22 protein-coding genes are annotated in these 24164 nt (G+C 68.0%); 15 read left to right on the top strand and 7 right to left on the bottom strand.

What is annotated here, in order from left to right:
• The first annotated feature begins 86 nt into the window (after positions 1–86).
• From B9Y95_RS04550 to B9Y95_RS04570, 5 genes are all read left to right on the top strand, one after another.
• Positions 87–1241, top strand: coding sequence for a tyramine oxidase subunit B (locus B9Y95_RS04550; protein ID WP_234993960.1), 1155 nt, complete (start codon positions 87–89; stop codon positions 1239–1241).
• Between the two features lie 93 nt (positions 1242–1334).
• Positions 1335–2594 carry an ammonium transporter gene (locus B9Y95_RS04555; protein ID WP_085510768.1) on the top strand — a complete coding sequence of 420 codons (1260 nt, stop codon included), beginning with the start codon at positions 1335–1337 and terminating at the stop codon, positions 2592–2594.
• Positions 2591–3745 carry an FAD-dependent oxidoreductase gene (locus B9Y95_RS04560; RefSeq protein WP_085510769.1) on the top strand — a complete coding sequence of 385 codons (1155 nt, stop codon included), beginning with the start codon at positions 2591–2593 and terminating at the stop codon, positions 3743–3745. Before B9Y95_RS04555 ends, B9Y95_RS04560 begins: the two co-directional genes overlap by 4 nt.
• Positions 3742–4974 carry an allantoate amidohydrolase gene (locus B9Y95_RS04565; RefSeq protein WP_085510770.1) on the top strand — a complete coding sequence of 411 codons (1233 nt, stop codon included), beginning with the start codon at positions 3742–3744 and terminating at the stop codon, positions 4972–4974. The genes B9Y95_RS04560 and B9Y95_RS04565 overlap by 4 nt, the downstream gene beginning before the upstream one ends.
• Positions 4975–5006: 32 nt before the next feature.
• A complete protein-coding gene (locus B9Y95_RS04570; protein WP_085510771.1) occupies positions 5007–5696 on the top strand; it encodes an HAD family hydrolase in 690 nt (229 codons plus the stop codon).
• Positions 5697–5732: 36 nt separating this feature from the next.
• On the opposite strand, the gene B9Y95_RS04575 is transcribed toward B9Y95_RS04570, so the two are convergent.
• A complete protein-coding gene (locus tag B9Y95_RS04575) occupies positions 5733–6302 on the bottom strand; it encodes a helix-turn-helix domain-containing protein (protein WP_085510772.1) in 570 nt (189 codons plus the stop codon).
• A gap of 47 nt (positions 6303–6349) precedes the next feature.
• Here B9Y95_RS04575 and B9Y95_RS04580 point away from each other — a divergent pair, with 47 nt between their 5' ends.
• Complete coding sequence (locus tag B9Y95_RS04580; protein ID WP_085510773.1) at positions 6350–7159, top strand: class I SAM-dependent methyltransferase; 810 nt, start codon at positions 6350–6352, stop codon at positions 7157–7159.
• A gap of 71 nt (positions 7160–7230) precedes the next feature.
• Here the strand turns inward: B9Y95_RS04580 and B9Y95_RS04585 are convergent, their stop codons facing one another.
• Together B9Y95_RS04585 and B9Y95_RS04590 are read right to left on the bottom strand one after the other, a co-directional pair.
• Positions 7231–8127, bottom strand: a complete 897-nt coding sequence (locus B9Y95_RS04585) for an esterase/lipase family protein (protein WP_085510774.1) — start codon at positions 8125–8127, stop codon at positions 7231–7233.
• A gap of 26 nt (positions 8128–8153) precedes the next feature.
• Positions 8154–9359, bottom strand: coding sequence for an ROK family protein (locus B9Y95_RS04590; RefSeq protein ID WP_085510775.1), 1206 nt, complete (start codon positions 9357–9359; stop codon positions 8154–8156).
• A gap of 226 nt (positions 9360–9585) precedes the next feature.
• Between B9Y95_RS04590 and B9Y95_RS04595 the strand changes: the two genes are divergently transcribed.
• The 4 genes from B9Y95_RS04595 (at position 9586) to B9Y95_RS04610 (ending at position 14459) form a co-directional block, all read left to right on the top strand.
• Positions 9586–10884, top strand: coding sequence for an ABC transporter substrate-binding protein (locus B9Y95_RS04595; RefSeq protein WP_085511062.1), 1299 nt, complete (start codon positions 9586–9588; stop codon positions 10882–10884).
• Positions 10881–11792 carry a carbohydrate ABC transporter permease gene (locus B9Y95_RS04600; protein WP_085510776.1) on the top strand — a complete coding sequence of 304 codons (912 nt, stop codon included), beginning with the start codon at positions 10881–10883 and terminating at the stop codon, positions 11790–11792. The genes B9Y95_RS04595 and B9Y95_RS04600 overlap by 4 nt, the downstream gene beginning before the upstream one ends.
• Complete coding sequence (locus tag B9Y95_RS04605) at positions 11792–12685, top strand: carbohydrate ABC transporter permease (RefSeq protein WP_085510777.1); 894 nt, start codon at positions 11792–11794, stop codon at positions 12683–12685. The genes B9Y95_RS04600 and B9Y95_RS04605 overlap by 1 nt, the downstream gene beginning before the upstream one ends.
• A 61-nt stretch (positions 12686–12746) precedes the next feature.
• The gene (locus B9Y95_RS04610) at positions 12747–14459 is read left to right on the top strand and encodes a glycoside hydrolase family 13 protein (RefSeq protein ID WP_085510778.1); all 1713 of its coding nucleotides are present in this window, start codon (positions 12747–12749) and stop codon (positions 14457–14459) included.
• A 5-nt stretch (positions 14460–14464) separates the two neighbouring features.
• On the opposite strand, the gene B9Y95_RS04615 is transcribed toward B9Y95_RS04610, so the two are convergent.
• Genes B9Y95_RS04615 through otnK form a run of 3 tightly spaced genes read right to left on the bottom strand, consistent with a single transcriptional unit; the run spans position 14465 to position 17242 of the window.
• Positions 14465–15259 (bottom strand): DeoR/GlpR family DNA-binding transcription regulator, encoded by a 795-nt coding sequence (locus tag B9Y95_RS04615; protein ID WP_085511063.1) that lies wholly within the window; start codon positions 15257–15259, stop codon positions 14465–14467.
• A gap of 34 nt (positions 15260–15293) precedes the next feature.
• Positions 15294–15980, bottom strand: a complete 687-nt coding sequence (locus B9Y95_RS04620; RefSeq protein ID WP_085510779.1) for a class II aldolase/adducin family protein — start codon at positions 15978–15980, stop codon at positions 15294–15296.
• Positions 15977–17242, bottom strand: coding sequence for a 3-oxo-tetronate kinase (gene otnK, locus B9Y95_RS04625; RefSeq protein ID WP_085510780.1), 1266 nt, complete (start codon positions 17240–17242; stop codon positions 15977–15979). The genes B9Y95_RS04620 and otnK overlap by 4 nt, the downstream gene beginning before the upstream one ends.
• A gap of 140 nt (positions 17243–17382) precedes the next feature.
• Here otnK and B9Y95_RS04630 point away from each other — a divergent pair, with 140 nt between their 5' ends.
• The 5 genes from B9Y95_RS04630 to B9Y95_RS04650 are packed head-to-tail and all read left to right on the top strand — an operon-like array spanning position 17383 to position 23300.
• Entirely contained in the window at positions 17383–18762 is a 1380-nt protein-coding gene (locus tag B9Y95_RS04630; RefSeq protein WP_085510781.1) for a homoserine dehydrogenase, read from the top strand.
• A complete protein-coding gene (locus B9Y95_RS04635; protein WP_085510782.1) occupies positions 18759–19700 on the top strand; it encodes an amidohydrolase family protein in 942 nt (313 codons plus the stop codon). Before B9Y95_RS04630 ends, B9Y95_RS04635 begins: the two co-directional genes overlap by 4 nt.
• A 45-nt stretch (positions 19701–19745) precedes the next feature.
• The gene (locus tag B9Y95_RS04640) at positions 19746–21059 is read left to right on the top strand and encodes an MFS transporter (RefSeq protein ID WP_085510783.1); all 1314 of its coding nucleotides are present in this window, start codon (positions 19746–19748) and stop codon (positions 21057–21059) included.
• A complete protein-coding gene (locus tag B9Y95_RS04645; RefSeq protein ID WP_085510784.1) occupies positions 21056–22366 on the top strand; it encodes an MFS transporter in 1311 nt (436 codons plus the stop codon). The genes B9Y95_RS04640 and B9Y95_RS04645 overlap by 4 nt, the downstream gene beginning before the upstream one ends.
• Positions 22359–23300: an amidohydrolase family protein gene (locus tag B9Y95_RS04650; protein WP_085511064.1), complete on the top strand. Its 942-nt coding sequence runs from the start codon at positions 22359–22361 to the stop codon at positions 23298–23300. Before B9Y95_RS04645 ends, B9Y95_RS04650 begins: the two co-directional genes overlap by 8 nt.
• On the opposite strand, the gene B9Y95_RS04655 is transcribed toward B9Y95_RS04650, so the two are convergent.
• Positions 23270–24097: a hydroxypyruvate isomerase family protein gene (locus tag B9Y95_RS04655; protein ID WP_085510785.1), complete on the bottom strand. Its 828-nt coding sequence runs from the start codon at positions 24095–24097 to the stop codon at positions 23270–23272. The genes B9Y95_RS04650 and B9Y95_RS04655 overlap by 31 nt on opposite strands.
• Positions 24098–24164 lie beyond the last annotated feature (67 nt).

Genomic DNA, 24164 nt, shown 5'->3' on the forward strand with positions numbered 1-24164 from the left:
TCAATCGAGGTTCGAATCGGTATTTGACCAGGACGATCGCGACCGTGTTCGCTGAGGACCACACACCCCGACCAGGAGGACCACCCGTGACCGCAGACGCTTCCCCGAACACCCGGATCGACATGCTCTATCTGAGCGAACCGGAGGTCATCGCCGCCGGCATGAAGGACATGGCCCACTGCATGGAGGTCATGGAGGAGGTGCTGGTGCTCGTCGCGAAGGGTGACTACCGGATGGCCGGCCCGACCGCCAACTCGCACGGAGCACCGATCGGGTTCCCCGCCACCTCACCGTTCCCCGGCATGCCGCTGGACGCCGCCGACCGTCGGTTCATGGCGATGCCCGCCTACCTCGGCGGACGCTTCGACTCCGCCGGCGTCAAGTGGTACGGGTCGAACGTCGACAACCGCGAGCGGGGCCTCCCACGCTCCATCCACCTCATCGTGCTCAACGACAAGGACACCGGCGCGCCCTACGCGATCATGTCCGGCAACCTCGAGAGCGCCTACCGCACCGCTGCCGTGCCGGGAGCCGCCGCGAAACTCCTCGCACCGGTGGACGCGAAGTCGCTCGGCATCATCGGGCCCGGCGCCATGAACAAGAGCGCCCTGCACGCCATGACCACCGCCCGTCCCTCGCTCGACACCATCCGCATCCACGGGCGCCGGCGGTCGACCTCCGAGGCGTTCGCCGACTACGTCCGCGAGCACTACCCGCAGTTCACGACGATCGAGATCGCCGAGACGGTCGAGGCCGCCGTGCGTGACTCGGACATCGTGTCCGAAGCCGTCACCGGCCTGGTCGGCTCGGAGAACTACCCGTTCATCGACGGCGACTGGATCAAGCCGGGCGCCTTCCTGAGCCTGCCCGCCAACCTGCGCATGGACAAGGAGTACACCCTCTCCGGCAAGGCGCGCCTCATCGCGGACGCGAAGAAGATCTACGAGGCGTGGGCCGAGGAGTACCCGGCGCCGTCGCACGAGACCGCGTTCGGCATGATCGGCCTCTACTGGCAGGACCTCATCGGGACCGGCGAACTCGACGAGTCCCGTGTGGTCAACATCGGAGACGTCTTCGACGGGAACGCCGTCGGGCGCGAGTTCCCCGAGCAGCCGGTGCTCTTCAGCGTCGGTGGGATGGGCGTCGAGGACGTCGCATGGGCGAAGACGATCTACGAGAACGCCGTCGAGCAGGGGATCGGCACGAAGCTCAACCTCTGGGACGCCCCAGACCTGGCCTGACCGCCGACCGACACCGAGCACCGACACCTGTTCCACCCGAACCCGACGCTGTGGCCGCCCGGCCGCTGTGCACCTCGAACGATGGAGTGATTTGTGGACGCTGGAAACGTCGCCTGGATCCTGACGAGCTCGGCGCTCGTCGCCCTCATGATCCCGGCCCTGGCTCTGTTCTACGGCGGGATGGTCTCGTCCCGCCGCATCCTCAACATGATGATCATGTGCTTCGGCGGGGCCAGCCTCGTCGCACTGCTCTGGGTGGCCTTCGGGTACTCGCTCGTCTTCGGTGACTCCGTCGGCGGGCTCGGACTCATCGGGAACCCGTTCGAGTTCGCAGGGCTCGACCAGGCACTCGTCGACGACCCCGATGCCGGTATTCCCCTCGCACTCTTCGCGGCGTTCCAACTGCTGTTCGCCGGCGTGACGACGGCACTCGTCGCCGGTGCCGCCGCCGGCCGCATGAAGTACGGCGCGTGGTTGTTGTTCGCCGGGCTCTGGGCGACGCTCGTGTACTTCCCGGTCGCGCACTGGGTGTTCGCCTTCTCGAACGACACGGCGACCGGTGGATGGATCGCCAACACCCTCGGCGCCGTCGACTTCGCCGGCGGGACGGCCGTGCACATGAACGCCGGCGTCGCGGCACTCGCGCTGGCCCTGGTGCTCGGCAAGAGCAAGGACTGGGGTGGCAAGCTCCGTCCGCACAACCGCCCGCTCGTCCTCGTCGGCGCCGGGTTGCTCTGGATCGGTTGGTACGGCTTCAACGCCGGCTCGGCGCTGGCAGCCGGCACCGCGGCGAGCGTCGTGTTCCTCAACACCACCGTCGCCGCCTGTGCCGGGCTCATCGGCTGGTCCATCGTCGACCGACTCCGCCACGGAGCGGTCACCAGCCTCGGCAGCGCATCGGGCATCATCGCCGCCCTCGTGGCGATCACCCCCGCCTGCGGTGCCGTCTCGCCCATCGGTGCCATCATCATCGGTGCCATCGCGGGTGTCGTCTGCTGCCTCGCCATCGAGTGGAAGTTCCGGCTCGGCTTCGACGACTCTCTCGACGTCGTCGGGGTCCACCTCGTCGGCGGCATCATCGGGACGCTCCTCATCGGGGTGTTCGCGACGGATGCGGCACCGAACGGACGCTCCGGTCTGCTCTACGGCGGCGGGTTCGAACTCCTCGGCGTGCAGACGATCGCGACCGTCGCGGTCCTCGCCTACTCGTTCATCGTCACCTGGGTGATCGCGAAGCTGATCCAGATCACCATCGGTCTGCGGATCCCCGAGGAGCACGAGGTCGCCGGGATCGACGAGCATGCCCACGCCGAGCGCGCCTACGAGGACGAAGACCTGGAAGCACGCGCATGACGAGCGTCATCGTCATCGGAGCCGGGCTCGCAGGCGCCTCGGCGGCCTGGCGCCTCGCCCAGGCCGGGCACGACGTCACCGTCCTCGAGCGGAGTCGCCCGGCCAACGAGTGGGGATCGTCCCACGGATCGGCGCGGATCTTCCGCTACGCCTACCCGGAGGCGTCCTACACCCGTCTCGTCCTCGCGGCGGCATCAGGGTGGGACGAGCTCGGCCTGGAGCACGGGCGCCCACTGGTCACGCAGACGGGGGCGCTCGACTTCGGGACGACCCGTCGCCCCGAGCACCTCGCGTCCGTGCTGGCCGAGCACGGCATCGATCACGAGCTGCTGTCGCGAGACGAAGCCAGAGCCCGTTGGGACATCGGCTTCGACACGCCCACCCTGTGGCATCCGGGAGCCGGCGTGATCGACGCGGAACAGGCGGTGATGGCGATGCTCGAGTCCGCCGTCCGCGCCGGGGCCACGGTCCTGAACGATCAGCCGGTCGAGCGGGTCGAGCGGACTGCCACCGGGTACCGGGTGCTCGGGTATGGGGGGAGGGCGTTCGACACGGAGCAGGTGGTGGTCGCAGCCGGGGGCTGGCTTCCGGACCTGCTCGGCGACCTCGCGCTGCCGGGCGGGTTCCTCGACGCGTTCCCGGCCCTCGAGGTCCGACAGGAGCAGGCCCACCACTTCCCGTATCGGGACCGGATCGACGTCGACGCGGAAGACCCGGCGCGATCCGGAGCCGTGTGGCCCACCTTCATCCACAAGTCCGAGCGGATGCAGGTCTACGGGCTCCCCGGAGGGCGCGATGCCGACTGGCGTGGTCAGAAGGTCGCCGAGTACAACGGCGGCAGGCGCATCCCCTCGGCCGCCGATCATGACGGCGTGCTCGACGACGCGAACCGCCGACGGGTCGTCGCGTACGTCCGAGAGTTCCTCCCGAGCCTCGTCCCGGAACCGTATGCCGAGACGACCTGCCTGTTCACGAACACCCCGACGGAGGACTTCGTCATCGACCGGGTCGACGGGATCACGGTCCTGGCGCCCTGCTCCGGTCACGGTGCCAAGTTCGCACCGCTCATCGGCGAATACGCCCTCGCGCTGATCGAGGGCCGAGACGATGTGCCAGCGATGTTCCGGCCGAGCCTGGCAACGGTCCGGTGACCCGCGACACCGTGGTCTCGCTCCTGGACGAGATCGCTCGGATCGGTCGGGACCAACGTCGGGGAGGCTACTCGAGGCCTGTCTACTCCGCCGCTGAACTCGAGCTGCGGGAGTGGTTCGTGGGTCAGGCCGAGCGCCGTGGCCTCGACGTGGACATCGACGGCAACGGGGTCATCCGCGCCTGGTGGCATGTGCCGTCACGTTCGACGGCGGGTGCGGTGGTCACCGGGAGCCATCTCGACTCGGTCCCCGGCGGCGGTGCCTACGACGGTCCGCTCGGGGTCGCATCGGCGCTGATCGCGATCGATCACCTGCGCTCGCGTGGCGTCGAGCCGACCAAGCCGATCGTCGTCGCGGTCTTCCCGGAGGAGGAGGGCTCGCGCTTCGGCGTCGCGTGCCTCGGCTCGCGTCTCCTCACCGGTGCGATCAGTCCGGAGCGGGCGCTGGCCCTGCGCGACGTGGAGGGCGACACGTTCGCCGAGGTCCTCGCACGCAATGGTGTCGATCCGCGGGGTGTGGGGCCCGATCCGGCCGGGCTCGGAGCGATCGACGCGTTCGTCGAGCTCCACGTCGAGCAGGGGCGGGCACTGGTCGACCTCGATCGCCCGGTCGCGATCGGCTCGAGCATCCTCGGGCATGGACGGTGGCGGGTGTCGATCCGCGGTGAAGGGAACCATGCGGGGACGACGCTCATGCAGGATCGACGGGACCCGCTCGTCGCGGCTGCGCGGATGATCACCGAGATCCGCACGATCGGACGGGCCACGCCGGACGCTCGGGCGACCGTCGGCCGGGTGCTCCCGTTGCCGGGAGCTACGAACGTGATCGCGTCGAGCGTGGACTTCTGGATCGACGTCCGTCATCCCGACGACGTCGTGACCGCCGCGATCGTGGCGGGGATCACCGAACGCCTGTCGCTCATCGCAGCGGAGGAGGGATGCATGGCCGCGATCACCGAGGAGTCGTTCAGCGCCACGACCGACTTCGACCCGTTCCTCCGCGGGCGCCTCGAAGAGATGTTGCCGGACGCGCCCGTGCTCGGTACCGGAGCGGGGCACGATGCCGGAGTGCTCGCGTCGCATGTGCCGACCGCGATGCTCTTCGTCCGGAACCCGACCGGCGTCTCCCATTCGCCGGAGGAGTACGCCGAGGACGCCGACGCGGAGGCCGGCGCCGTCGCACTCGCGGACGTCCTGGAGGGCCTGGCTGTCGGCGTCGGGACCACCTGAGCAGGAGCCACCGGCTTCGTCGGATCCGACCGATGTCAGCCGGCCGTGTGAGACTCGACCTCGTGCACGAGAACGGATCCACGACCATCGACGCGGTGTGCTGGGACTGGAACGGCACGCTCCTCGACGACGTCGAGGTGGCGCTTGCCGCGATGAACACCGTTCTCCGGCAGCGCGGCCTGGCCGAGATGTCCGACCAGGAGGCGTATCGGGCGGTGTTCGGCTTCCCCATCCGGGCCTTCTACGCCCGGCTCGGTGTCGATGCAGCCGACTTCCTGACGGCGGCCGACGAATACCTCGCGCTGTTCGCGGCCGGTGTGGGAGCGGCGTCGCTCCAACCGCAGGCCCGCGCGACCCTCGCTGCGATCGACGAGCTCGGCGTCGAGCAGGTCCTCATCTCGGCGACCCCGGAGGTCACCCTCGAGCGTCAGCTGGCTCCCCACTCGGTGCACGGTCATTTCGCACACGTCCACGGCATCACCGATGTCTACGCGGCGTCGAAGGAGCATGTCGTGACCGCGTGGTTGGAGGACTCGGGCCATGATCCCCGGCGTGTGTTGATGGTCGGCGACACCAATCACGACGAGGAGATCGCCGAAGCACTCCACGTGCGGTTCCTCCGGTTCGGTAGCGGACACCAGGACCCACCCCTGCACCGACGTCACCCGGTCATCGACCGTCTGGACGAGGTCGTCGACAGAATCAACCACTCGCCGCGGTGATCTCGGCCTCGCGCCCACCTGGCGCACCGAGCTGTCTCAGGCCGGCAGGTGGGCGTGCTGCCCGTCGTTGGTCAGGATGGTGAGGACTTCGACGGGGACCCGGCCATGCGCACCGATGGCGTGTGGGATCATCGTGCTGAATTCCGCGGCATCGCCTGCTTCGACGATGATGAGCCGATCGCCGAGTCGGAGTTCGGCGGTGCCGGTGAGCACGGTGAACCAGTCCCGACCGGGATGCACCCCCGCTTCCTCCGCCGGTGGTGCTGGCGTGGTGATGCGCATCTTCGCCACGCTCAGGCCGTTGGGAGCGCGGTTGTTCGCGAGCGCCCACACGGTCATCCCGCGCTCGTGCACCTGACGAGGTCGGATCACGACGTCGGCGTCGTCCGTCGGTTCGATGAGCTGATCCACGCTCGCGTCCAACGCCCGGGCGATGGGGATCAGCTGGTCGAGGGCGATTCTCCGGGCCCCCGTCTCGATCCGGCTGAGGTTCGACGGACTCAGAAAGCTGCGTTCCGCGAGCGTGTCCAAGGACCAGCCGCGGGAGTGGCGGAGTGCTCTGATGCGCTGGCGGACGAGGCGGTCCACATCGGCTTCTTGCTTCATAAGCAAGATTCTATGTCCTATAGACAAGGCGATCCTAGACTCGAAGCATGCCCCACCAGCACACGACCCCTGACCACGTCAACCCGCTCGCACGGCTCCTCGCCTTGGACGCGCTCGTGCATGAGGAGCTCATCAAGCAGGCCGTGGCAGTCGCGTTGTCCCATACGGATATCGCCTCCGTGGCGAGGATCATCGACGTGGGAGTCGGTACCGGCGCCGGCGCATTCGCCCTCGTGGAGGAGTACTCCGCCGCGCACGTCCTCGGTGTCGATCTCGACGCGGACATGCTCGCCGGCGTCCGTCAGCGGGCGGACCACCGGGAGCTCGGCGACCGCATCAGCACCGCGCTCCTCGACGTCGGAGACCCCGATTTCGACGCCGGTGTCGCGGATCTGATCTGGTCGTCGAACGTACTGCACGAGGTGCGCGATCCTGCCGTCGCGTTGAGGAACCTGTTCCGGAGTCTTCGACCGGGCGGTGTACTCGTCGTCATGGAGATGGATGCGTCACCATCCGTCCTCCCGCCGTCACTCCAGCCGGTGGAGCGCGCCCTTCGCGTGGCCGCAGGCGCAGACGGTCTGCGAGTCGATTGGTCCGGACCCCTGCGGGCCGCGGGCGTCGACCTGCTCGAGACGCGGACGGCGGCCAGCGATCAGCTCCTTCCAGCTGACGGCGCAGCAGGCGAGTATGCGGCGCTCGAGCTGCAGCGACTGCTCGACCATGCATCGCCCACCCTCACGGAGCAGATCGCCGCCGAGGTCCGCGACCTGGTTGCCGACCTGTCCGGTAGCCATCGGCGCCTCACCGAGCTCCACATCCGCGGCACTCGTACGGTCTGGGTGGCTCGGCGCCTCTGACGGCGCGTGTCCGATGATCGTGGCTGACCAGACCCGGTATGCGGAGTCATGGAGCGACGGCGACGGTCGACTCAGGACGCGAGCGCCTCGTCGACCACGGCGAAGACTTCGTGATCCCAGGTGAGCGCGCGCTCCCACGGGAGGTCGAAGGCGTCGGCGAAGAAGATGCTGTGGACGTCGTCCTCGAAGGAACGGCGGACCACGCGGGGCAGGACGTCGACCGGGACATCGTCGGCTCGGGCGCTCCGCAGGGCGACCAGGCCATCGTGCGGCCAGAGCTGCCGCGGCTCGGCTGCCGTGTGGAAGTGACCCGCCCCGATTGCGGTGACGGCGACGCCATCGAGGAAGCCGGCCTGTGTCGTGTTCCACTCGCGCAGGAACCGGCGTGAGACCTCGTCGGCAGCGCCCTGTGAGTTCTCGGCGGCATAGCCGCTCGACCGCTCGAGGATCGTCGTGGTCCCCTCGTCGCCGTGGGCGTCGTGGACCGAGACCTCGCCGGTGAGCACGTCCCCGAGGAGTGATCCCTCCCATGGGGTGCCGAGGGTGACGAGCCGGCCGATCGACGGGCCGGAGCCGCGCAACTCGCGGATCGCGGCACGAGAGAAGAGACCGCCCATGGAGTGGGCGACGAGGTCGACGCTCGCGAAGCCGTGTTCGTCGGACAACCATCGCAGGAACGCGGCCAGGCTCGTCCCGCCGGCGTCGATCCCACCGACGGCGTTGACGGTCACCTCGGCGGGCAGCACGATCGGGACGTCGGCGAACCCCTGCCAACCCGTGTCCTCGTGCACCTCCCCAGCCCCGAGGCGTGCCGGTGCGGTGAAGACCGGGATATCCCGCCCGAGCAGGTGCGCTCTCAGTGCGGTGAGGGTGTTCCCGGCGGCGAGGCCGGAGCCGGCGGCATGGTCCGGACCCGTGAACGGGGTCACGGCCGCACCTCCTGACACGAGGACGATCGCATCGGCCATGGTGCTCCTTCCGGCAGGCTACGACGTCAGCGTACTGGTCGGGCGAGGTCGATCCGCAGTGCGTTGCGACGCACGTCGTCGATCGCGGTCGCGACCGCACCCTGCGCCACCATGTCGGCACCGAGTTCCGACGCGACGAGCAGGGGAGGTTCCGCGCTCATGTAGCGGGGGATGCGCTCCGACGCGACCTCGAGCAGTTGCGACATCGACGGGGCGATCCCGCCGGCGAACACGATGCGCTCGACGTCGAGCAACCCGCCCAGGACGGCGCTCATCCGCGCGATACGATCACCCATCCGGCGCACCAGGTCGAGCGCGACCGTGTCGCCCTGGTCCGCCGCAACGAGGACCGACTGCGCATCCACCTGCGTGACCGGTATGCGGCTGAGCGGGCTGCTCTCCGGGAGCCCGCCGCTCTCGCGGTACTCACGACCCCAGTCGCGCAGGAGCGCGGCGATGCCTCGCGACGAACCGACGCCGTCGACGAGGTCGAGGAGGTGCAGCTCGCCCGCCCGGCCGCGACCGCGCACGAGACGACCGTCGACGACGTATCCGGCGCCGAGCCGCTCACCGGTGACGACCGTGATGTAGGAGTCGACGCCGACACCGGCGCCGATCGCGCCCTCGGCGACGGCGGCGAGGTTGGCATCGTTGTCGGTGACGACCGCGCAGCCGTGGTCGCGGATGCGCTCACCGAGCCGAGGGTTCATCCGATCCCAGAAGACGTTGCCCTCGGGTGACCGCCCGAGCGCGTCGATGGGGGCCGGGACGCCGAGCACGATACAGAGCGGCGGCTTCGGTCCGCATTGCCGCACGACCTCGTCGATCGCTGATTCGACGGCGTCGACCCGTGCCTCAGCGGTGGCCGCCGGATCGACGGTGTGATGCGACCTCGCGAGTTCCCGACCGCGGAGGTCTGCGGCGATGGCGGTGATGGAATGGGCTCCGGCGTCGACACCGACGACGATCCCGGCGTCGAGGCGCAGCTCGTAGCGACGGGCGGGGCGACCCTTCCGATAGGCGGCACCGGCCTGACGTGCGTCGTCGAGTTCCGTCAGCCACCCCAGTCCGATGAGTTCATCGGAGAGCGTGATCGCCGTCGATCGTGACAACCCGGTGGCGGAGATGACGTCCGCCGCGGTGAACGCGGACGTCGCCCAGGCGTGATCGAGGACGGCGGTGATGCTGGAGGAGCGCGGCTCCGCTGCCCGCTCCGTCGTCGTCGCTTCCATGACCGACAACGATATCCACGATCCGCAGGCCGCGCGCGGAGGCCGAGCCGGGGAGGCACTCCAGCGCGCGCAGAACCGTGAACGATCACGGTGTCCGACCCCTGGATGTCGTGATGCAACCGGTGCTTGACCAGACGTCGAACGGATGGCAGAGTTTCCGTCATCAGTTGATTTACTCTCTGTATTTAGTCAGCGGATCCATCGAGGGTTCCGCGGAAGGACAATGATGTCGAACCCACTGAAACGCGCGATACGCGCCACGGCCGGAGTGGCGGGTGTGGCGCTCCTGGCCAGCGTCCTCGTCGGTTGCTCGAGTGATGGTCGCGAGACCATCCACTTCACGTTCAGCAAGCGTGAGGCGTTCACCTTCATGAACCAGGCCGTCGCGGACTACAACGCCTCGCAGCAGCAGTACGAGGTCGTCATGGACACCTCGGGGCCCGATCCACTCGCGGCGAGCTTCGTCCGCGGCAACCCGCCGGACCTCATGCTCTCGAACTACAACCACGAGGTGTCGCGTTTCGTCGAACGGTGCGCCCTCTCCGACCTGTCCGACACGACGGCGGCGGCGTCCATCCGCGACGACCTCCAGCCGTTGCTCGACCAGTACGGCGTGTGCCAGGGACGCACGAGCGCGCTGCCCTACTCGGTGATGGCCGCTTCCGTCATCTACAACAAGACGATCTTCGCCGAGTACGGCCTCGAGGTGCCGACGACGTGGAGTGAACTGATCGCCGTCTCCGACACGCTGAAGGCGGCCGGCGTGGCGCCGTTCTACGCGACGTTCGCCGATGCCTGGACCGCCAACCAGGGCTGGTTCGACTACTCGGTCGGTGGCGCCGTCGACATCCCGGACTTCTACGACCGGCTCGCGGAGGAAGGCACCGAGGTGGGACCGGATGCTCCGGTCTCCTTCGAGAAGGACTTCCTGGAGCCCATCGAGAAGATGCAGCTGCTCGCGAAGGAGTACACGCAGGCTGATGCGCCGAGTCGCACCTACGACGCCGGCAACGTCGCCTTCGCCGAGGGCAAGGGCGCCATGTACCTGCAGGGCCCGTGGGCGTTCAGCCAGATCGCACTCACCGCACCGGATCTCGACCTCGGGACCTTCCCGCTGCCGATGACCGAAGACCCGAAGGACCTCAAGGTCCGCGTCAACCTCGACCTCGTCACCATCATCCCCGAAGAGGCGAAGAATCCCGAGGGTGCCCGCGACTTCCTCGAGTACCTCTTCCAGCCGGAGGTCATCCAGGCCTACAACGAATCGCAGCTCGGGTTCGTCCCGACGGACGACGGCAAGGCTCCCGACGACCCGCGAGTCGCGGGCATGATCCCGTACTACGACGCTGGCGCGTTCTACCAGGGCCCGGGCGTGCTCAACCCCCGCGCCATCCCGACCGAGAACTACGCGCAGTCGCTGGTCCTCGGCACCAACGCGGCGTCGATGCTCCGCACCATGGACGCGGACTGGGCACGACTCGCGTTCCGACAGCCGCCCGTCACGAGCAAGGAGGGTTCCGAATGAGCGCCACCACATCGATCGTGACCGGGGGAGACCCGAAGGTCCGACGCAGCACCAAACGGGTCGAACCGATCTACTACTTCTTCCTCTTCCCGGCCGTCATCCTGTTCACGCTCGCGATCACGCTCCCCGGCGTCGTCGGCATCTTCTTCAGCTTCACCGACTCCATCGGGATCGGCGACTGGGAGTTCATCGGTTTCACGAACTACATCGCCGCGTTCAGCGACCCTGCCATCCTCACGAGCTTCCTCTTCACCTTCGGATTCTCGCTCGTGACGGTCATCGCGGTGAACGTCATTGCGTTCCTGCTCGCGGTCGGCCTGACCGCGAAGATCCTCTTCAAGATGGGGCTCCGCGGGATCTTCGTCATCCCGATGGTCATCTCGGGCATCATCATCGCCTACGTGTTCCAGTTCCTCTTCATGAACTCGGTACCGGCCGCCGGCTCGGCGCTCGGGATCCCGTTCCTCGAGACGAGCATCCTCTCCAACCCGGACCTGGCCTGGCTCGGCATCGTGATCGTGACGGCCTGGCAGTCGATCCCGGGCACGCTGCTCATCTACATCGCTGGCCTCCTCGCGGTCCCCGGTGACGTCTACGAGGCAGCGTCGCTCGACGGCGCGAACAAGCGCCAGCAGCTGCTGCGGATCACCCTGCCGCTGGTCATGGGATACGTCGTGATCAACGTGATCCTCGGCTTCAAGAACTACCTGAACGCCTACGACATCATCGTCGGCCTGACCAACGGTGGCCCGGGCACCTCCACGCGGAGCATCTCGATGACGATCATCCGCGGGTTCCAGACGGGTGACTACGCCTACCAGATGGCCACAGCCACCCTGTTCTTCATCATCACGATCATCATCGCCCTCGTGCAACTCTCGGCGACGCGCGGAAGGAACGCACTCTGATGGCCACGCCAACCGTGCTCAGCACCCAGTCCATCACCACGGCGAACGCCACCCCGAAACAGCGGACGAGGGGAGAGCGGGTGAGCTGGTCGACGACGATCATCCTGCTGCTCTGCGCCGTGACCGTCCTGCTGCCGCTCTACGTGACGATCTCGATGGCGTTCAAGACCGACACCCAGTCGGTCGACGGCAACGCCTTCTCGCTTCCGGCGCCGTTCAGCATCGACGGCTTCGTCCAGGCGTGGACCCTCACGAAGTTCCCGGTCGGCTTCGCGATGTCGCTCCTCGTCACCGCAGGGACCGTGGTCGCGACCATCATCCTGGCCTCCTTCGCCGCGTACGCCATCGTGCGCAACTGGGATCGCCGACTGTTCCGGTTCTCGTTCTTCTACCTGCTCGCCGCGATGTTCATCCCGTTCCCGGTCGTTGCACTGCCGCAGATCCAGCTGACCGGTCGTGTCGGACTCGACAACCCGTTCGGCGTGATCATCCTCGCCACGATGTTCCAGCTGAGCTTCAGCGTGCTGCTGTTCACGGCGTTCCTGCGATCGATCCCGATCGAACTCGAGGAGAGTGCGCGCATCGACGGTGCGAGCACCTGGCAGACGTTCTGGAGACTGATCTTCCCGCTCCTGGCTCCCATGAGCGCCACGGTCGGCATCTTCGCGTTCCTCTACGCCTGGAACGACTTCATGATGCCGTCGCTGATCATCTCGGACGCGGGACTCCAGACCCTCCCGGTGCGGCAGAACCTCTTCCAGACCCAGTTCAGCAGCAACTACAACGTCGCCTTCGCCTCGTACCTGATGGCGATGGCCCCCGCGATCATCGCCTACCTGTTCGCACAGCGTTGGGTGATGTCGGGCGTCACCCAGGGTGCCGTCAAGGGGTGACCCGTCAGACGGACTGACACCAGATCCATCCACCACCAGAGAGACCGAGGACCACGCCGTCATGACCGACGCACTACTCGTCGACACCGACACCGACACCGACACTGAGTCCGCCGACGCCCGGCGGACGGCCGCCGCCACCTGGTGGCGTCAGGCCGCCGTGTACCAGATCTACCCGCGGAGCTTCGCCGACGCGGACGGGGACGGTCTCGGCGACCTGCCGGGCATCCGTTCCCGGGTCGACTACCTCGCCGAGCTCGGGATCGACGCGGTCTGGCTCAGTCCGTTCTACCCCTCGGCGCTGGCCGACGGCGGGTACGACGTCGCGGACTACCGCGACGTCGACCCGCGGCTCGGCACGCTGGAGGACTTCGACGAGCTGATCGCTGCCCTGCACGAGCGCGGTATCCGGGTCATCGTCGACATCGTGCCGAACCACACCTCGGATCTGCACGAGTGGTTCCAGGAGGCGCTCGCCGCCGGCCGCGCGTCGGCGGCTCGCGACCGGTACGTCTTCCGCGAGGGGAAGGGAGCATCGGGGGAGGAACCGCCCACCGACTGGGAGTCGGTCTTCGGTGGCCCCGCCTGGGAGCGGGTCGAGGACGGCCAGTGGTACTTCCACAACTTCGCCACCGAGCAGCCGGACCTCAACTGGGACCACCCCGAGGTCCGCGCCGACTTCCTGAAGACGTTGCGGTTCTGGTCGGATCGGGGCGTGGACGGCTTCCGGATCGACGTCGCGCACATGCTCACGAAGGACCTCACCGAACCACTGCCGAGTCGAGCTGAACTGGAGCAGATGCCGCAGGACGGCAACCATCCGCTCCTCGACCGTGACGACGTGCACGAGGTGTACGCCGAATGGCGGCGGGTGTTCGAGGAGTACGACCCGCCGCGCACCGCGGTCGCCGAAGCGTGGGTGAGTTCGCCGGAGCGTCGGGCCAAGTACGCATCGGCGGAGGGGCTCGGCCAGGCCTTCAACTTCGACCTGCTCGAGGCGGACTTCGATGCAGCCGAGTTCCGCACGGTCATCACCGACAACCTGGCACAGGCGGCGGAGACGGGGTCGTCGACGACGTGGGTGCTGTCCAACCACGATGTGACCCGTCACGCCACGCGGTACGGACTCCCACCCCTGGCCGGGCGACCGGTGAAGCAGGGCACCGAGTGGGTCGCGGCGGGTGGTCCCCAGACCGACATCGATCGCGACCGGGGGCTCAGACGCGCGCGAGCGGCGACGCTCCTGCTCCTCGGGCTTCCCGGCAGCACCTACCTCTACCAGGGCGAGGAGCTCGGCCTGCAGGAGGTCGCCGCGATCACGGCGGAGCAGCGTCAGGACCCCGCGTTCTTCCGCGGCGGCGAGTACGACGGGCTGGGGCGCGACGGTTGCCGCGTGCCGCTGCCGTGGTCGGCGGACGGACCGGCCTTCGGCTTCGGGGGTGCGGTCGCGCACCTGCCGCAACCGGCGTGGTTCGCCGAGTACGCGGTCGACGTGGAGGCTGCGGATCCGACCTCGACGCTCTCGCTCTACCGCGAGGCACTCCGACTGCGAAGGCTGCTCCAGACCGGGGAGCACCTCGAGTGGGTCGAGACGGGGCGGACGGACGTCGTCCGATTCGCGCGACCGAACGGTTGGCAGGTCGTGACGAACTTCGGGACCGAGCCGTTCCCGCTCGAGGCGGAGCACGACGCCGTCGTCCTGGGCGCCATCCAGGCCGGTGCGGTCCCGGGGGAGTCCACCGTGTGGACCATGCCCGACGTCCTGTCGGAGTGACGTGCTCAGTCGACGCGTCGGACCGTCACCCCGAGCGATTGGATGCCCGAGGCGACGTTCTGGCTGAGTCCCGCGTCAGTGACGATGAGATCGAACCGGGCGAGGTCGACGACCTTGTACTTCGCGAAGGAGCCGTACTTGGAGCTTCCGGCGACGAGGACGTTCTCAGAGGAGATCGACATGGCAGCTTGCTTCACCTCGACCTTGGACTCTGCGGGGGTGGTCAGCCCGCGCTTCAGATCCCATGAGCTCGTGGAGACGAAGGCGACGTCCACGGCAAGCTGACGGATCATCTCCGCAGCGAGACGCCCGACGGTGGACTGGTTCGCGAGGTCGACGCGACCGCCGATGCTGATGAGTTCGATGGACGGGTGGTCGATGAGTTCGCGCACGATCGCGAAGTCGTTGGTCACGACGGTCAGATCCCGGCGCACCGCGAGATGCGGCACCATCGCGAGCATCGTCGTGCCGGCGTCGAGATAGATCGTCGACCCGTCGGTCACGAGTTCCGCGGCCGCCGCGGCCATCGCGCTCTTCTCGCCGGCGTCGACCAGCGCCTTCTCGGCGTGGCTCGGCTCAGCGAGGAGACGACTGGCGATCTTCGCGCCACCCGGGACGGAGAGCGCGCGGCCCTCCTCCTCGAGTGCCGCGATGTCGCGTCGGATGGTCATGTGGCTGACCTCCAGCAGGCTCGCCAGCTGGGGGAAGCTCAGGACCTGCTCGCGTCGCAGGTGCTTGACGATGAGCTCGCGTCGCTGCTCGGGGATGAGATGGGCGAGGTCTCCGGTGTCGGTGGTCATCGTCTCCTCGTCATCCGTCGGCGTGCGGTCCACGTTATCGGTTGACGGGAGTCCAAGACGATCCGTACCGCTCGGTGAGGTCCGCGATCTCGCGTTCGTCCAACAGACGACGCTCCTTGCCGGTGGTGATCAGGGTGATGCGGGAGGCTTCCTCGACCTCGACCGCGGCATCGATCGCGTCGGCGAGGTTCCGTCCACTCGTGAGCTGACCGTGGTTCTGGAGCAGTGCGGCGTGGAAGGGGAACGACAGGCCGGACAACAGCTCGCCGAGCTCCGGCGAGCCCGGGGCACGGTAGGGGACCAGCGGCGTCTGACCTGCCCGCATGACGAAATAGGGCGTGATCGGTGGCAAGGCGCTGTTCGGCGCCCAAGGTTCCAGACACGAGGCGGCGACCGCCTGGGGCGAGTGGACATGCACGATTGCGCGGTGCTCGGGGTTCTTGCGATAGAGCGCGAGGTGCAGCGCGGCCTCCTTGGAGGGCTTGTCGCCTCCGATCCATTCGCCGTCGGCGTCGAGGACGGCGAGACGTTCTGCGTCGAGCGACCCGAGGACCGCACCCCCAGGCGTGATGAGGATCGTGCCGTCCGTCGCGCGGACGCTGAGATTGCCGCTACTCCCCGGGCTGAGGCCCGCAGCGACGACCGTGACCCCGGCCGCGACGAGGTCGGATGCGAGGCTCGCCCGGGTGATGGACACCGTGGTGTCGAGATCGAGACTCATGCGTGCAGTTCCTTCCAAGCGGTGGAGAAGAGATCCTCGGTGCCGAAGTTCCCCGACTTCAGCGCGACGTTGACCGGGATGCCGGTGCCGGCCCGGTCAGTCGTACCCGACGCCCAGCAGACTCCCGCGGCGATGCGGGGACCGATGACGAGTTCGTCCAGGCCGAGGGCCGACACCACAGCCCCGGAGGTCTCCCCGCCGGCCACCACGAACCTGGTGAACCCTGCGTCTGCGCCGCTCAGCCGCGCGGCCAGCGCGGACAGCAGGCGTTCGACCGCTGCTGCGGCGTCGACGGAGGCGATCAGGTCGGAAGGCTCCGCCACCGCGTAGACGAGCACCGGACCGTCCTCCGGCTGCTGCGTCGCCCACGTGGCGATCGCGTCGAGTTCACCGTCAAGGTCGGTGGCGAGCGCGCGCACGTCGACCTGCCGATGCGGCATGCGCTCCTTGGCGTGCCTGACCTGCCCCTGGGTCGCGCTCGACGCGCTCCCGGCGAGCACGATCCGACGGCCTGCCGTCACGGTCATCGGTGTGGCCGAACGCGGTGTGCGCGGAGTGAGACCGAGGGCGAGACCGGACCCGCCGGAGACGAGTGGTGCGTCGCCGGTCGCCTCGACGATCGTCGCGAGGTGCTGATCCGACGTGGCGTCGACGACGAGGTAGTCGGCGTCGACCGCAGCGATCGCCTCCCTCAACGCCGCCACACCGGCGTCGACGGTGTCGGTATGGATCTCTCCGACCGACCGGATGCTCTGTGGGCGCAGGAGGCCGGCGACACGGGACCGCGTCATCGGGGTGAGCGGATGCGTCCGCATGGACGAGTCCTCGAGCCGGACCCCGTGCACCGACAGGATGCCGCCGCGGACGGTGCGGCCGTTGTCGGGGAAGGACGGGACGACGACGGTCCGCTCAACGCCCAGTGCCTCGGTGAGCGCATCGAGGACCGGTCCGATGTTCCCCTCGTCGGTGGAGTCGAAGGTCGAGCAGTACTTGTCGTAGATACGCTCGGTGCCGAGCGCTCGCAGCGCGTCGAGCGCTCGCAGTGAGGCGTCCACCGCCGCAGGCACCGGCGCGGTACGTGTCTTGAGTGCCACCACCACCGCTTCGTACCCGCTCAACCGTGCGCGCACGCCTGGGTCCTGTTCGATGGCGTCGAGACCGGTCTCGGTCACGACGACGACGTCGAACCCCCGACCTGCGAGATTGGTCGCGAGGTCGGTCGCTCCCGTGAAGTCGTCGGCTATCCCGCCCAGGTGACTCATCCGATGCCTCTCATGCTGCCAGCCGTTGTGTGAATATCTGTGTTGATAATTGACAATAGTATAAATCAATCGTAGTTTGTGTGAATCGATGTGAAGCGTGACGTTCGCGCCCCGTCGTTCAGAGAGGAACCCGACACACGATGTCCAACCCAGCAGCTTCCATCATCGCGACGACCGCCGACGGACCGATCGCGGTCGCCATCACCGGCGCGAGCGGCGGGTTCGGCCGGACCTTCCTCGCGCAGCTCAAGCGCCTGGACACCATGCGCGCCTCGGTCCTCGTGGACCTGGACCTCGGAGCGGCGTCCGCGCTGCTGAGCGACCTCGGGTACCCGGACGACTCCTGGTCGGTCTGCGGAGATGCGAGCGCTGTGTCCACTGCGGTCGCGGCGGGACGCATCGCGCTGGTCGACGACATCGAACTGCTCGACCCGGAAGCGTACGACGTCCTCGTCGAGGCGACGGGCAGCACCCGTGCGGGCTTCACCTTCGCCGAGCGTGCGATCGACCAGGGCCGCCATGTCGTCATGGTGAGCAAGGAGGTCGAGAGCCTGTCCGGGGTGTATCTCGCAGACCGGGCGAAGCACGCCGGTGTCGCCTACCTCCCTGGGATGGGGGACCAGCCTGCGAACCTGCTCTCGCTGCTCGACTGGGTGAGCGCCGTCGGCCTGCCGGTCGTCGCGGTCGGCAAGTCCAGCGAGTACGACCTCGTCTTCGACCCCTCGACCGGTGTCGTGCGTCAGCTGCACGAGGAACTCCACGCCCCGGAGGTCGCCGAGCTCCTGACCCTCGGCGACGACCGGATCGAGACGCTCGACGCCCGCACCACGGCGGTCTCCGGGTTCAAGCGGGCCGCCGCAGCGGACTACTGCGAGATGGCCGTCGTCTCCCAGTACTCCGGTCACCTCCCCGACGTGGAGACCCTGCACTACCCGGTGGCACGGCCGGACGAACTGGCCGACATCTACGCACTCCGCGAGCATGGGGGACTGCTCAACGCGCCCGGTGCCGCCGACGTCTTCAGCATGCTCCGTCTCCCTGGCGAGGCCAGCTTCGCCGGGGGTGAGTTCGTCATCGTGGAGACCGGCGACACCGCCACCTGGCAGATGCTCCGCGAGAAGGGGCACGTGGTGAGTCGCGACGGTCGGTACGCCTGCATCTTCTCCCCGTACCACCTGATGGGTGTCGAGACGCCCCGCTCCGTCCTCGAAGCGGTCTCCGAACACCATGTGCCGGCCGAGCCCCGGCAGTTTTCGACTCTCGTCGGACGGGCCGAACACGACCTCCCGATCGGAACCGAGCTCCGCGTCGCCGGGCACCACCACGAGATCGACGGCGTCGCCCCCGTCCTCCGGGCGACGGTCGACACCGCGCCGGACGTCGCTCCGTTCTACCTCCTCGACCGTGCCACGCTCGCCCGACCGGTCGTCGCCGGTGAGCTCATCACCGTGCAGGACATCGATGGATTCGACCCGCGACTGTGGGACGCCTTCGCCGTGGGCCGGGAGCTCGGCGCATGACACCCGTCGACCCGCACGGGGTCCGGATCCTCGACGCGCACCACCACTTCTGGGACTTCGACGGTCCGGGCTACTACCCGTGGCTCCAGGGCGAGTACAACGACCGGTTCTTCCTCGGCGACTACACGGGGATGCTGCACACCTTCCTACCGGCGCAGTATCGGGAGGCGACCGCGGGCTATCGCGTCGTCGGAACCGTGCACGTGGAGGCGGAACGCTCACGCGATCAGGAGGTCGATGAGAGCCGCTTCCTCGACGGCCTGCACCGTGCCGACCCGAGGTTCCCGGCCGCCGCCGTCGCGCATGCGTCGCTCGCACGTCCGGACCTCGACGGGGTTCTCGCCGAGCACGCCGAGATCGGGTTCATCCGAGGCATCCGTTCGAAGCCGGTGACGTCCTCCACCGCCGCAGCAGCCGCGTCGATCGCCGGCGCACCGGGCTCCATGCAGGACCCCGCGTGGCTCGCAGGCCTCGCCGCACTCGAGAGGTACGGCTTCTCCTGGGACCTTCGCGTACCCTTCTGGCACCTCGAGGAGGCGGCCGTGGTCGTCCGCGGACTGCCGGGCATCCCCGTGGTGATCAACCACTGCGGTCTCCCATTGGACCGGTCCGAGGACGGGCTCGACGTCTGGCGCCGGGGGATGCGGGCACTCGCAGCCCTGCCCAACACGACCGTCAAGGTGTCGGAGCTCGGACTTCCTCGCAACCGCTGGGAACGTGCCTCCAACGAGCGCGTCGTCGCCGAGACCGTCGACGTGTTCGGCTTCGACCGCTCGATGTTCGCGTCGAACCTGCCTGTCGCCACCCTGACCGCACCGAGCTTCGGCGAGGTCGTCGACACCGTCCTCGGAGGGCTGCCCGACGCGACCGCGGACGAGCTCGACCAACTCTTCGCCCGGACTGCTGCGCGGGTCTACCGCGTCGAGCTCCGCGACTGAACCACACCACCCACACCCGACCCACAGCCACTCGAAGGACCATCCATGGGCGTCAACGACGACAAACTGTTCCGCAAGATCGCAACCCGAATCCTCCCGCTGGTCATGGCGGGCTTCTTCCTCTCCTACCTCGACCGGGTCAACGTCGGTTTCGCGAAGCTCGAGATGTCCTCTGACCTCGGGTTCTCCGACGCGGTGTACGGACTCGGTGCCGGAGTGTTCTTCATCGGCTACTTCATCTTCGAGATCCCGTCCAACCTCATCCTCGCGAAGGTCGGCGCGCGTGTGTGGATCGCGCGCATCATGATCACCTGGGGCATCATCTCGGGGCTCATGTTCCTCGTCGACTCCGAGTGGATGTTCTACCTCATGCGATTCCTCCTGGGCGTCGCCGAGGCAGGCTTCATCCCCGGGGTCCTGTTCTACATGGCGCAGTGGTTCCCGGCGAGCCGGCGCGGCCGGGCCTGGGGCGTGTTCTACCTGGCCCTCGCCTTCTCCGGTGTGGTCGGCGGGCCCCTGTCGGGCATCGTGCTGAACGCGACGCACCTGTCTCTCGGCCTGCAAGGCTGGCAGTGGCTGTTCATCATCGAGGCGGTTCCGACGGTCATCCTGGGCTTCGTCATCCTGAAGTTCCTCCGCGAGGACCACCGCACCGCCCCGTGGCTCTCCGATGCGGAGAAGGCCCGGTTGAGCGAGATGCTCGAGGCGGAGCGTCCGCCCGCAGGTCACACCCCACTCCGTGACGTGTTCCGCAGCCCGATCATCTGGCTGCTCGCGCTGATCTACTTCTCCTACAACTTCGCGCTGTACGGCATCAGCTTCTGGCTGCCCAGCCTCATCCAGGGGCTCGGCGTCGAGGGCACGCTCCAGATCGGCTTCATCTCCGCCATCCCCAGCCTCGCCGCGATGGTCGCGATGGTCGTCTTCGGGTTCAGCTCCGACCGGCATCAGGAACGTAAGAAGCACATCGCTGCGGCCTTCGGTTTGAGCTTCCTCGGCTTCGCGATCTGCGTGATCGCCGGTCCGAACCCAGTCCTCGGCATCATCGGCCTGAGCCTCGCCAATGCCGGCGCCCTCGCGATCCCGGCCATCTTCTGGAGCTTCCAGACGGCCATGCTCACCGGGACGGCGCTCGCGGGTGGCATCGCCCTCATCAACTCCACCGGCAACCTGGCGGGTTTCGCCGCCCCGTACCTGATCGGATTCGTCCGTGACGCCACGGGGAGCCCGAACATCGCCCTGATCGTCTCGGCCGGCTTCATGGTGCTCGGGGCGGTCCTCGTCCTCACCGTCCGCTCGGCACGCCGCGGCGACGCCCAGATGCCGAAGCTCGTCACCGTCGAAGGAGACCGTCCATGACCGCCGGCAACCAGCGAACCGCGCCCGGATCCGCCCAGCGTCCGAGTGGGGGGAGGGCGACGAACATCCGGTGGAGCGTCGTCGTCGTGCTCTTCCTCTTCTACACGATCAACTCGATCGACCGGAGTTCCCTCGGCGTCGCGATGCCCAGCATCGTCGGCGAATTCGAACTCACTCCCACGATGCAGGGCGTCATCCTGAGCGCGTTCTTCTGGACCTACTGCCTCATGCAGATCCCGGGCGGACTCGCGGCGGACCGCTTCGGTCCGCGTCGGATCATCGGCATCGCCTCGGCCGTGTGGGGCACGTTCACCGCATTCGCCGGGCTCGCCGTGAACGGGGTCATGCTGATCCTCGCCCGCCTCGGACTCGGGGCCTTCGAGGCGCCGTACATGCCGGCGGCGTCCAAGCTCGTCTCCAACTGGATGCCGCCCAAGCGTCGCGCGACCGGCGTCACCCTCATCGACTCCGGAGCACCACTCGGTGCGGCGTTCGGTGGTCTACTGGTCGCCTGGCTCATCACCGCCACCGGCTCGTGGCGATGGTCGTTCATCATCATCGGCGTCTCCACCGTCGTCATCGGGTTCTGTGTGTACCTGTACATCCGCAACCTCCCGAACGAGCACCGGCTCGTGAACCGCGCCGAGGTGGAGCTCATCACGGTCGCCGGTGGTCCCGAAGAGGAGAAGCCCGGCGTCACCCGGGCCAACACGACCGCGATGGTCGTCGGCCGCTTCGGCTGGGCGATGGTGTTCTGGGGACTCGTGACCTGGGGACCCAGCTACCTGAGCAACGCGCGGGGGCTCGATCTGCAGGCGATGGGGTTCGCGACGTTCCTCATCTTCTTCTGCGGCGCCCTCGGTGAGATCCTCAGCGGGTTCCTCGCGGACCGGCTCCAGCGGGTCTTCAGTCGGAACCGGTCGTTCAAGCTGTTGTTCGGCGGGTCTGGCGCACTCAGCCTCGTCGCGTTGATCTCGCTCCCGTTCGTCACCGACGCCGCTCTCGCGGTCACGCTGCTCTGCATCGGTGTCTTCTTCAACCTGTTCGGCGGTCTCTACTGGACGATCCCGGCCATGTTGGCCAAGAAGGAGAAGGTCGGACTCGTCGGCGGGATCATGAACTTCGCCGGGACGTCCGCCGGCATCGTCGTGCCGATCGTCGCAGGTGTCCTGCTCGACGTCACCGGCGGCTACACCGCGGTGCTGATCTTCCTCGCGATCGCAGCCGCCGTGTACCTCGCCGCATCGCTCATGATCAACTTCTCCGGCGTTGCGAAGGGTGCACCGTCGGGGACGTCCCGTGCCTGAGCCTGAGGGCGCCGGAGGCGTCCGCTACTCCGGTCCCGTCATCGACGCCCATCACCATGTGTGGGACCTCGAGCGGAACCGGTATCCGTGGCTGCTCCCCGGGACACTCGTCCCGCACCGGTACGGCGACTACACCGCGATCAAGCAGAGCTACCTGCCAGCGGACTACCGTCGTGACACGGCCGGCGTCGTCGCGAGCGTGTACATGGAGGCGGAGTGGGACCCGACCGACCCACTGGGGGAGACGGAGTACGTCGAGGGACTGGCGGCGTCGACCGGCGTCCCCGGCGCGATGGTGGCGCAGGCTTGGCTCGACGCTCCGGACGCGGTGGAGGTCGTCGCAGCGCAGGCCGCGCATCCGCTCGTCCGGAGTGTCCGCCACAAACCGGGCGGACCGGCCACCGTCACCCAGGCGAGGGTCGGTGGACGGACCCTCATGAGCGACCCTGCTTGGCGACGCGGGTACGCGGCGCTCGCCAGGCACGGGTTGCACTTCGAACTGCAGACACCGTGGTGGAACCTCCATGAGGCTTCGGACCTCGCCGCCGACGTGTCTGAGACGACCATCGTCGTCAACCACGCAGGAGTGCTGCTCGATCGCGAACCCGACACCGTCGCCGGATGGCGTGAGGCGATGGCCGGCCTCGCCGCCCACGCCAACGTCGTCGTGAAAGCCTCCGGGCTGTGCGTCGCCGGTACATCGTGGTCCACCGGACTCGTCCGGGAGCCGCTGCTCACCCTGGTGGAACTGTTCGGTGCTGATCGGGTGATGTTCGGGAGCAACTTCCCCGTCGACGGGATGTTCACCGACTACGCCGGGCTCCTCGACGCCTACCTCGAGAGCGCGGAGACGTTGTCGGCGCGGGAGCAGTCGGCGATCTTCCAGGGCACTGCTGACCGGATCTACGCGCCGGACCGGTTCGACGCAACCTGACCGTTCCGCGACAGCTCCGCGAGCCAGCCGAGGCTCTCCGCGGTCGTGGTCGACGGCCGGTACTCACATCCGATGAAGCCGTCGTACCCGCTCCGTGTCAGCGCCTCGAAGAACGCGGCGAAGTCGATCGTCCCGGAACCGGGCTCGCCACGCCCAGGGCTGTCCGCGAGCTGGACGTGGCCGATGCGATCGATGTAGGTCACGACATCGTGGACGACATCGGTGCCGTTGTTGTGCAGATGGTACGCGTCGAACAGGAGCCGGACGGCCGGGTGGTCCACGCGGTCGAGCACGTCGAAGGCGTCGTCGACCGTCGACAGCGGGTAGGAGCCGTTCTCGCCGTTCGTCAAGGGTTCGAGGACGACCGTGACCCCGAGCGGCGCGAGGACGGCGACGATCCGCTGCAGGTTGCCGACGGCGGTCTCGCGCAAGGCGTCGTCCGACACCCCGTCGGGCCTGACGCCGTAGAGGGCGTTGACCGTGCGGCAGCCCGTCGCTTCGGCGATACGGGCGACGATCGCGGTGTTGTCGGCGAGTACATGCTCCGCGCCGGGGTGCGAGAGGACGCCGCGGTCACCGGAGGGCATGTCGCCGGCGTACAGGTTGATCGCCCGGAGCGAGACCTCCGCCCGCTCGATCGCAGCGAGGAAGGCCTGGAACTCCGCCTCCTCGGGGACCGGCGTGGCGAACGGCCACCAGCACTCGACGTCGTCGAACCCGGCGGACTTCGCGGCGGTGAACCGCTCGAGGAATGGCACCTCGGTGAACATGATGGACAGGTTTGCGGAGAACTGCATTGTTCGTTCCTTTTCGATGGAGGTGCTTGACACCAGTTTGGTATATCGAAATACTCGAACGCAACGC

Origin of the sequence: Plantibacter flavus (assembly GCF_900177615.1) — a bacterium.
GTDB classification, from domain to species: Bacteria; Actinomycetota; Actinomycetes; order Actinomycetales; family Microbacteriaceae; genus Plantibacter; species Plantibacter flavus.

What these genes read in the sequence shown, in the direction of transcription:
- otnK (WP_085510780.1), bottom strand. Translation starts at nt 17,242, where the DNA reads ATGAGTCACCTGGGCGGGATAGCCGACGACTTCACGGGAGCGACCGAC.
- B9Y95_RS04595 (WP_085511062.1), top strand. Translation starts at nt 9,586, where the DNA reads ATGTCGAACCCACTGAAACGCGCGATACGCGCCACGGCCGGAGTGGCG.
- B9Y95_RS04575 (WP_085510772.1), bottom strand. Translation starts at nt 6,302, where the DNA reads ATGAAGCAAGAAGCCGATGTGGACCGCCTCGTCCGCCAGCGCATCAGA.
- B9Y95_RS04570 (WP_085510771.1), top strand. Translation starts at nt 5,007, where the DNA reads ATGTCAGCCGGCCGTGTGAGACTCGACCTCGTGCACGAGAACGGATCC.
- B9Y95_RS04600 (WP_085510776.1), top strand. Translation starts at nt 10,881, where the DNA reads ATGAGCGCCACCACATCGATCGTGACCGGGGGAGACCCGAAGGTCCGA.
- B9Y95_RS04610 (WP_085510778.1), top strand. Translation starts at nt 12,747, where the DNA reads ATGACCGACGCACTACTCGTCGACACCGACACCGACACCGACACTGAG.
- B9Y95_RS04560 (WP_085510769.1), top strand. Translation starts at nt 2,591, where the DNA reads ATGACGAGCGTCATCGTCATCGGAGCCGGGCTCGCAGGCGCCTCGGCG.
- B9Y95_RS04630 (WP_085510781.1), top strand. Translation starts at nt 17,383, where the DNA reads ATGTCCAACCCAGCAGCTTCCATCATCGCGACGACCGCCGACGGACCG.
- B9Y95_RS04605 (WP_085510777.1), top strand. Translation starts at nt 11,792, where the DNA reads ATGGCCACGCCAACCGTGCTCAGCACCCAGTCCATCACCACGGCGAAC.
- B9Y95_RS04620 (WP_085510779.1), bottom strand. Translation starts at nt 15,980, where the DNA reads ATGAGTCTCGATCTCGACACCACGGTGTCCATCACCCGGGCGAGCCTC.
- B9Y95_RS04655 (WP_085510785.1), bottom strand. Translation starts at nt 24,097, where the DNA reads ATGCAGTTCTCCGCAAACCTGTCCATCATGTTCACCGAGGTGCCATTC.
- B9Y95_RS04585 (WP_085510774.1), bottom strand. Translation starts at nt 8,127, where the DNA reads ATGGCCGATGCGATCGTCCTCGTGTCAGGAGGTGCGGCCGTGACCCCG.
- B9Y95_RS04615 (WP_085511063.1), bottom strand. Translation starts at nt 15,259, where the DNA reads ATGACCACCGACACCGGAGACCTCGCCCATCTCATCCCCGAGCAGCGA.
- B9Y95_RS04635 (WP_085510782.1), top strand. Translation starts at nt 18,759, where the DNA reads ATGACACCCGTCGACCCGCACGGGGTCCGGATCCTCGACGCGCACCAC.
- B9Y95_RS04580 (WP_085510773.1), top strand. Translation starts at nt 6,350, where the DNA reads ATGCCCCACCAGCACACGACCCCTGACCACGTCAACCCGCTCGCACGG.
- B9Y95_RS04645 (WP_085510784.1), top strand. Translation starts at nt 21,056, where the DNA reads ATGACCGCCGGCAACCAGCGAACCGCGCCCGGATCCGCCCAGCGTCCG.
- B9Y95_RS04590 (WP_085510775.1), bottom strand. Translation starts at nt 9,359, where the DNA reads ATGGAAGCGACGACGACGGAGCGGGCAGCGGAGCCGCGCTCCTCCAGC.
- B9Y95_RS04640 (WP_085510783.1), top strand. Translation starts at nt 19,746, where the DNA reads ATGGGCGTCAACGACGACAAACTGTTCCGCAAGATCGCAACCCGAATC.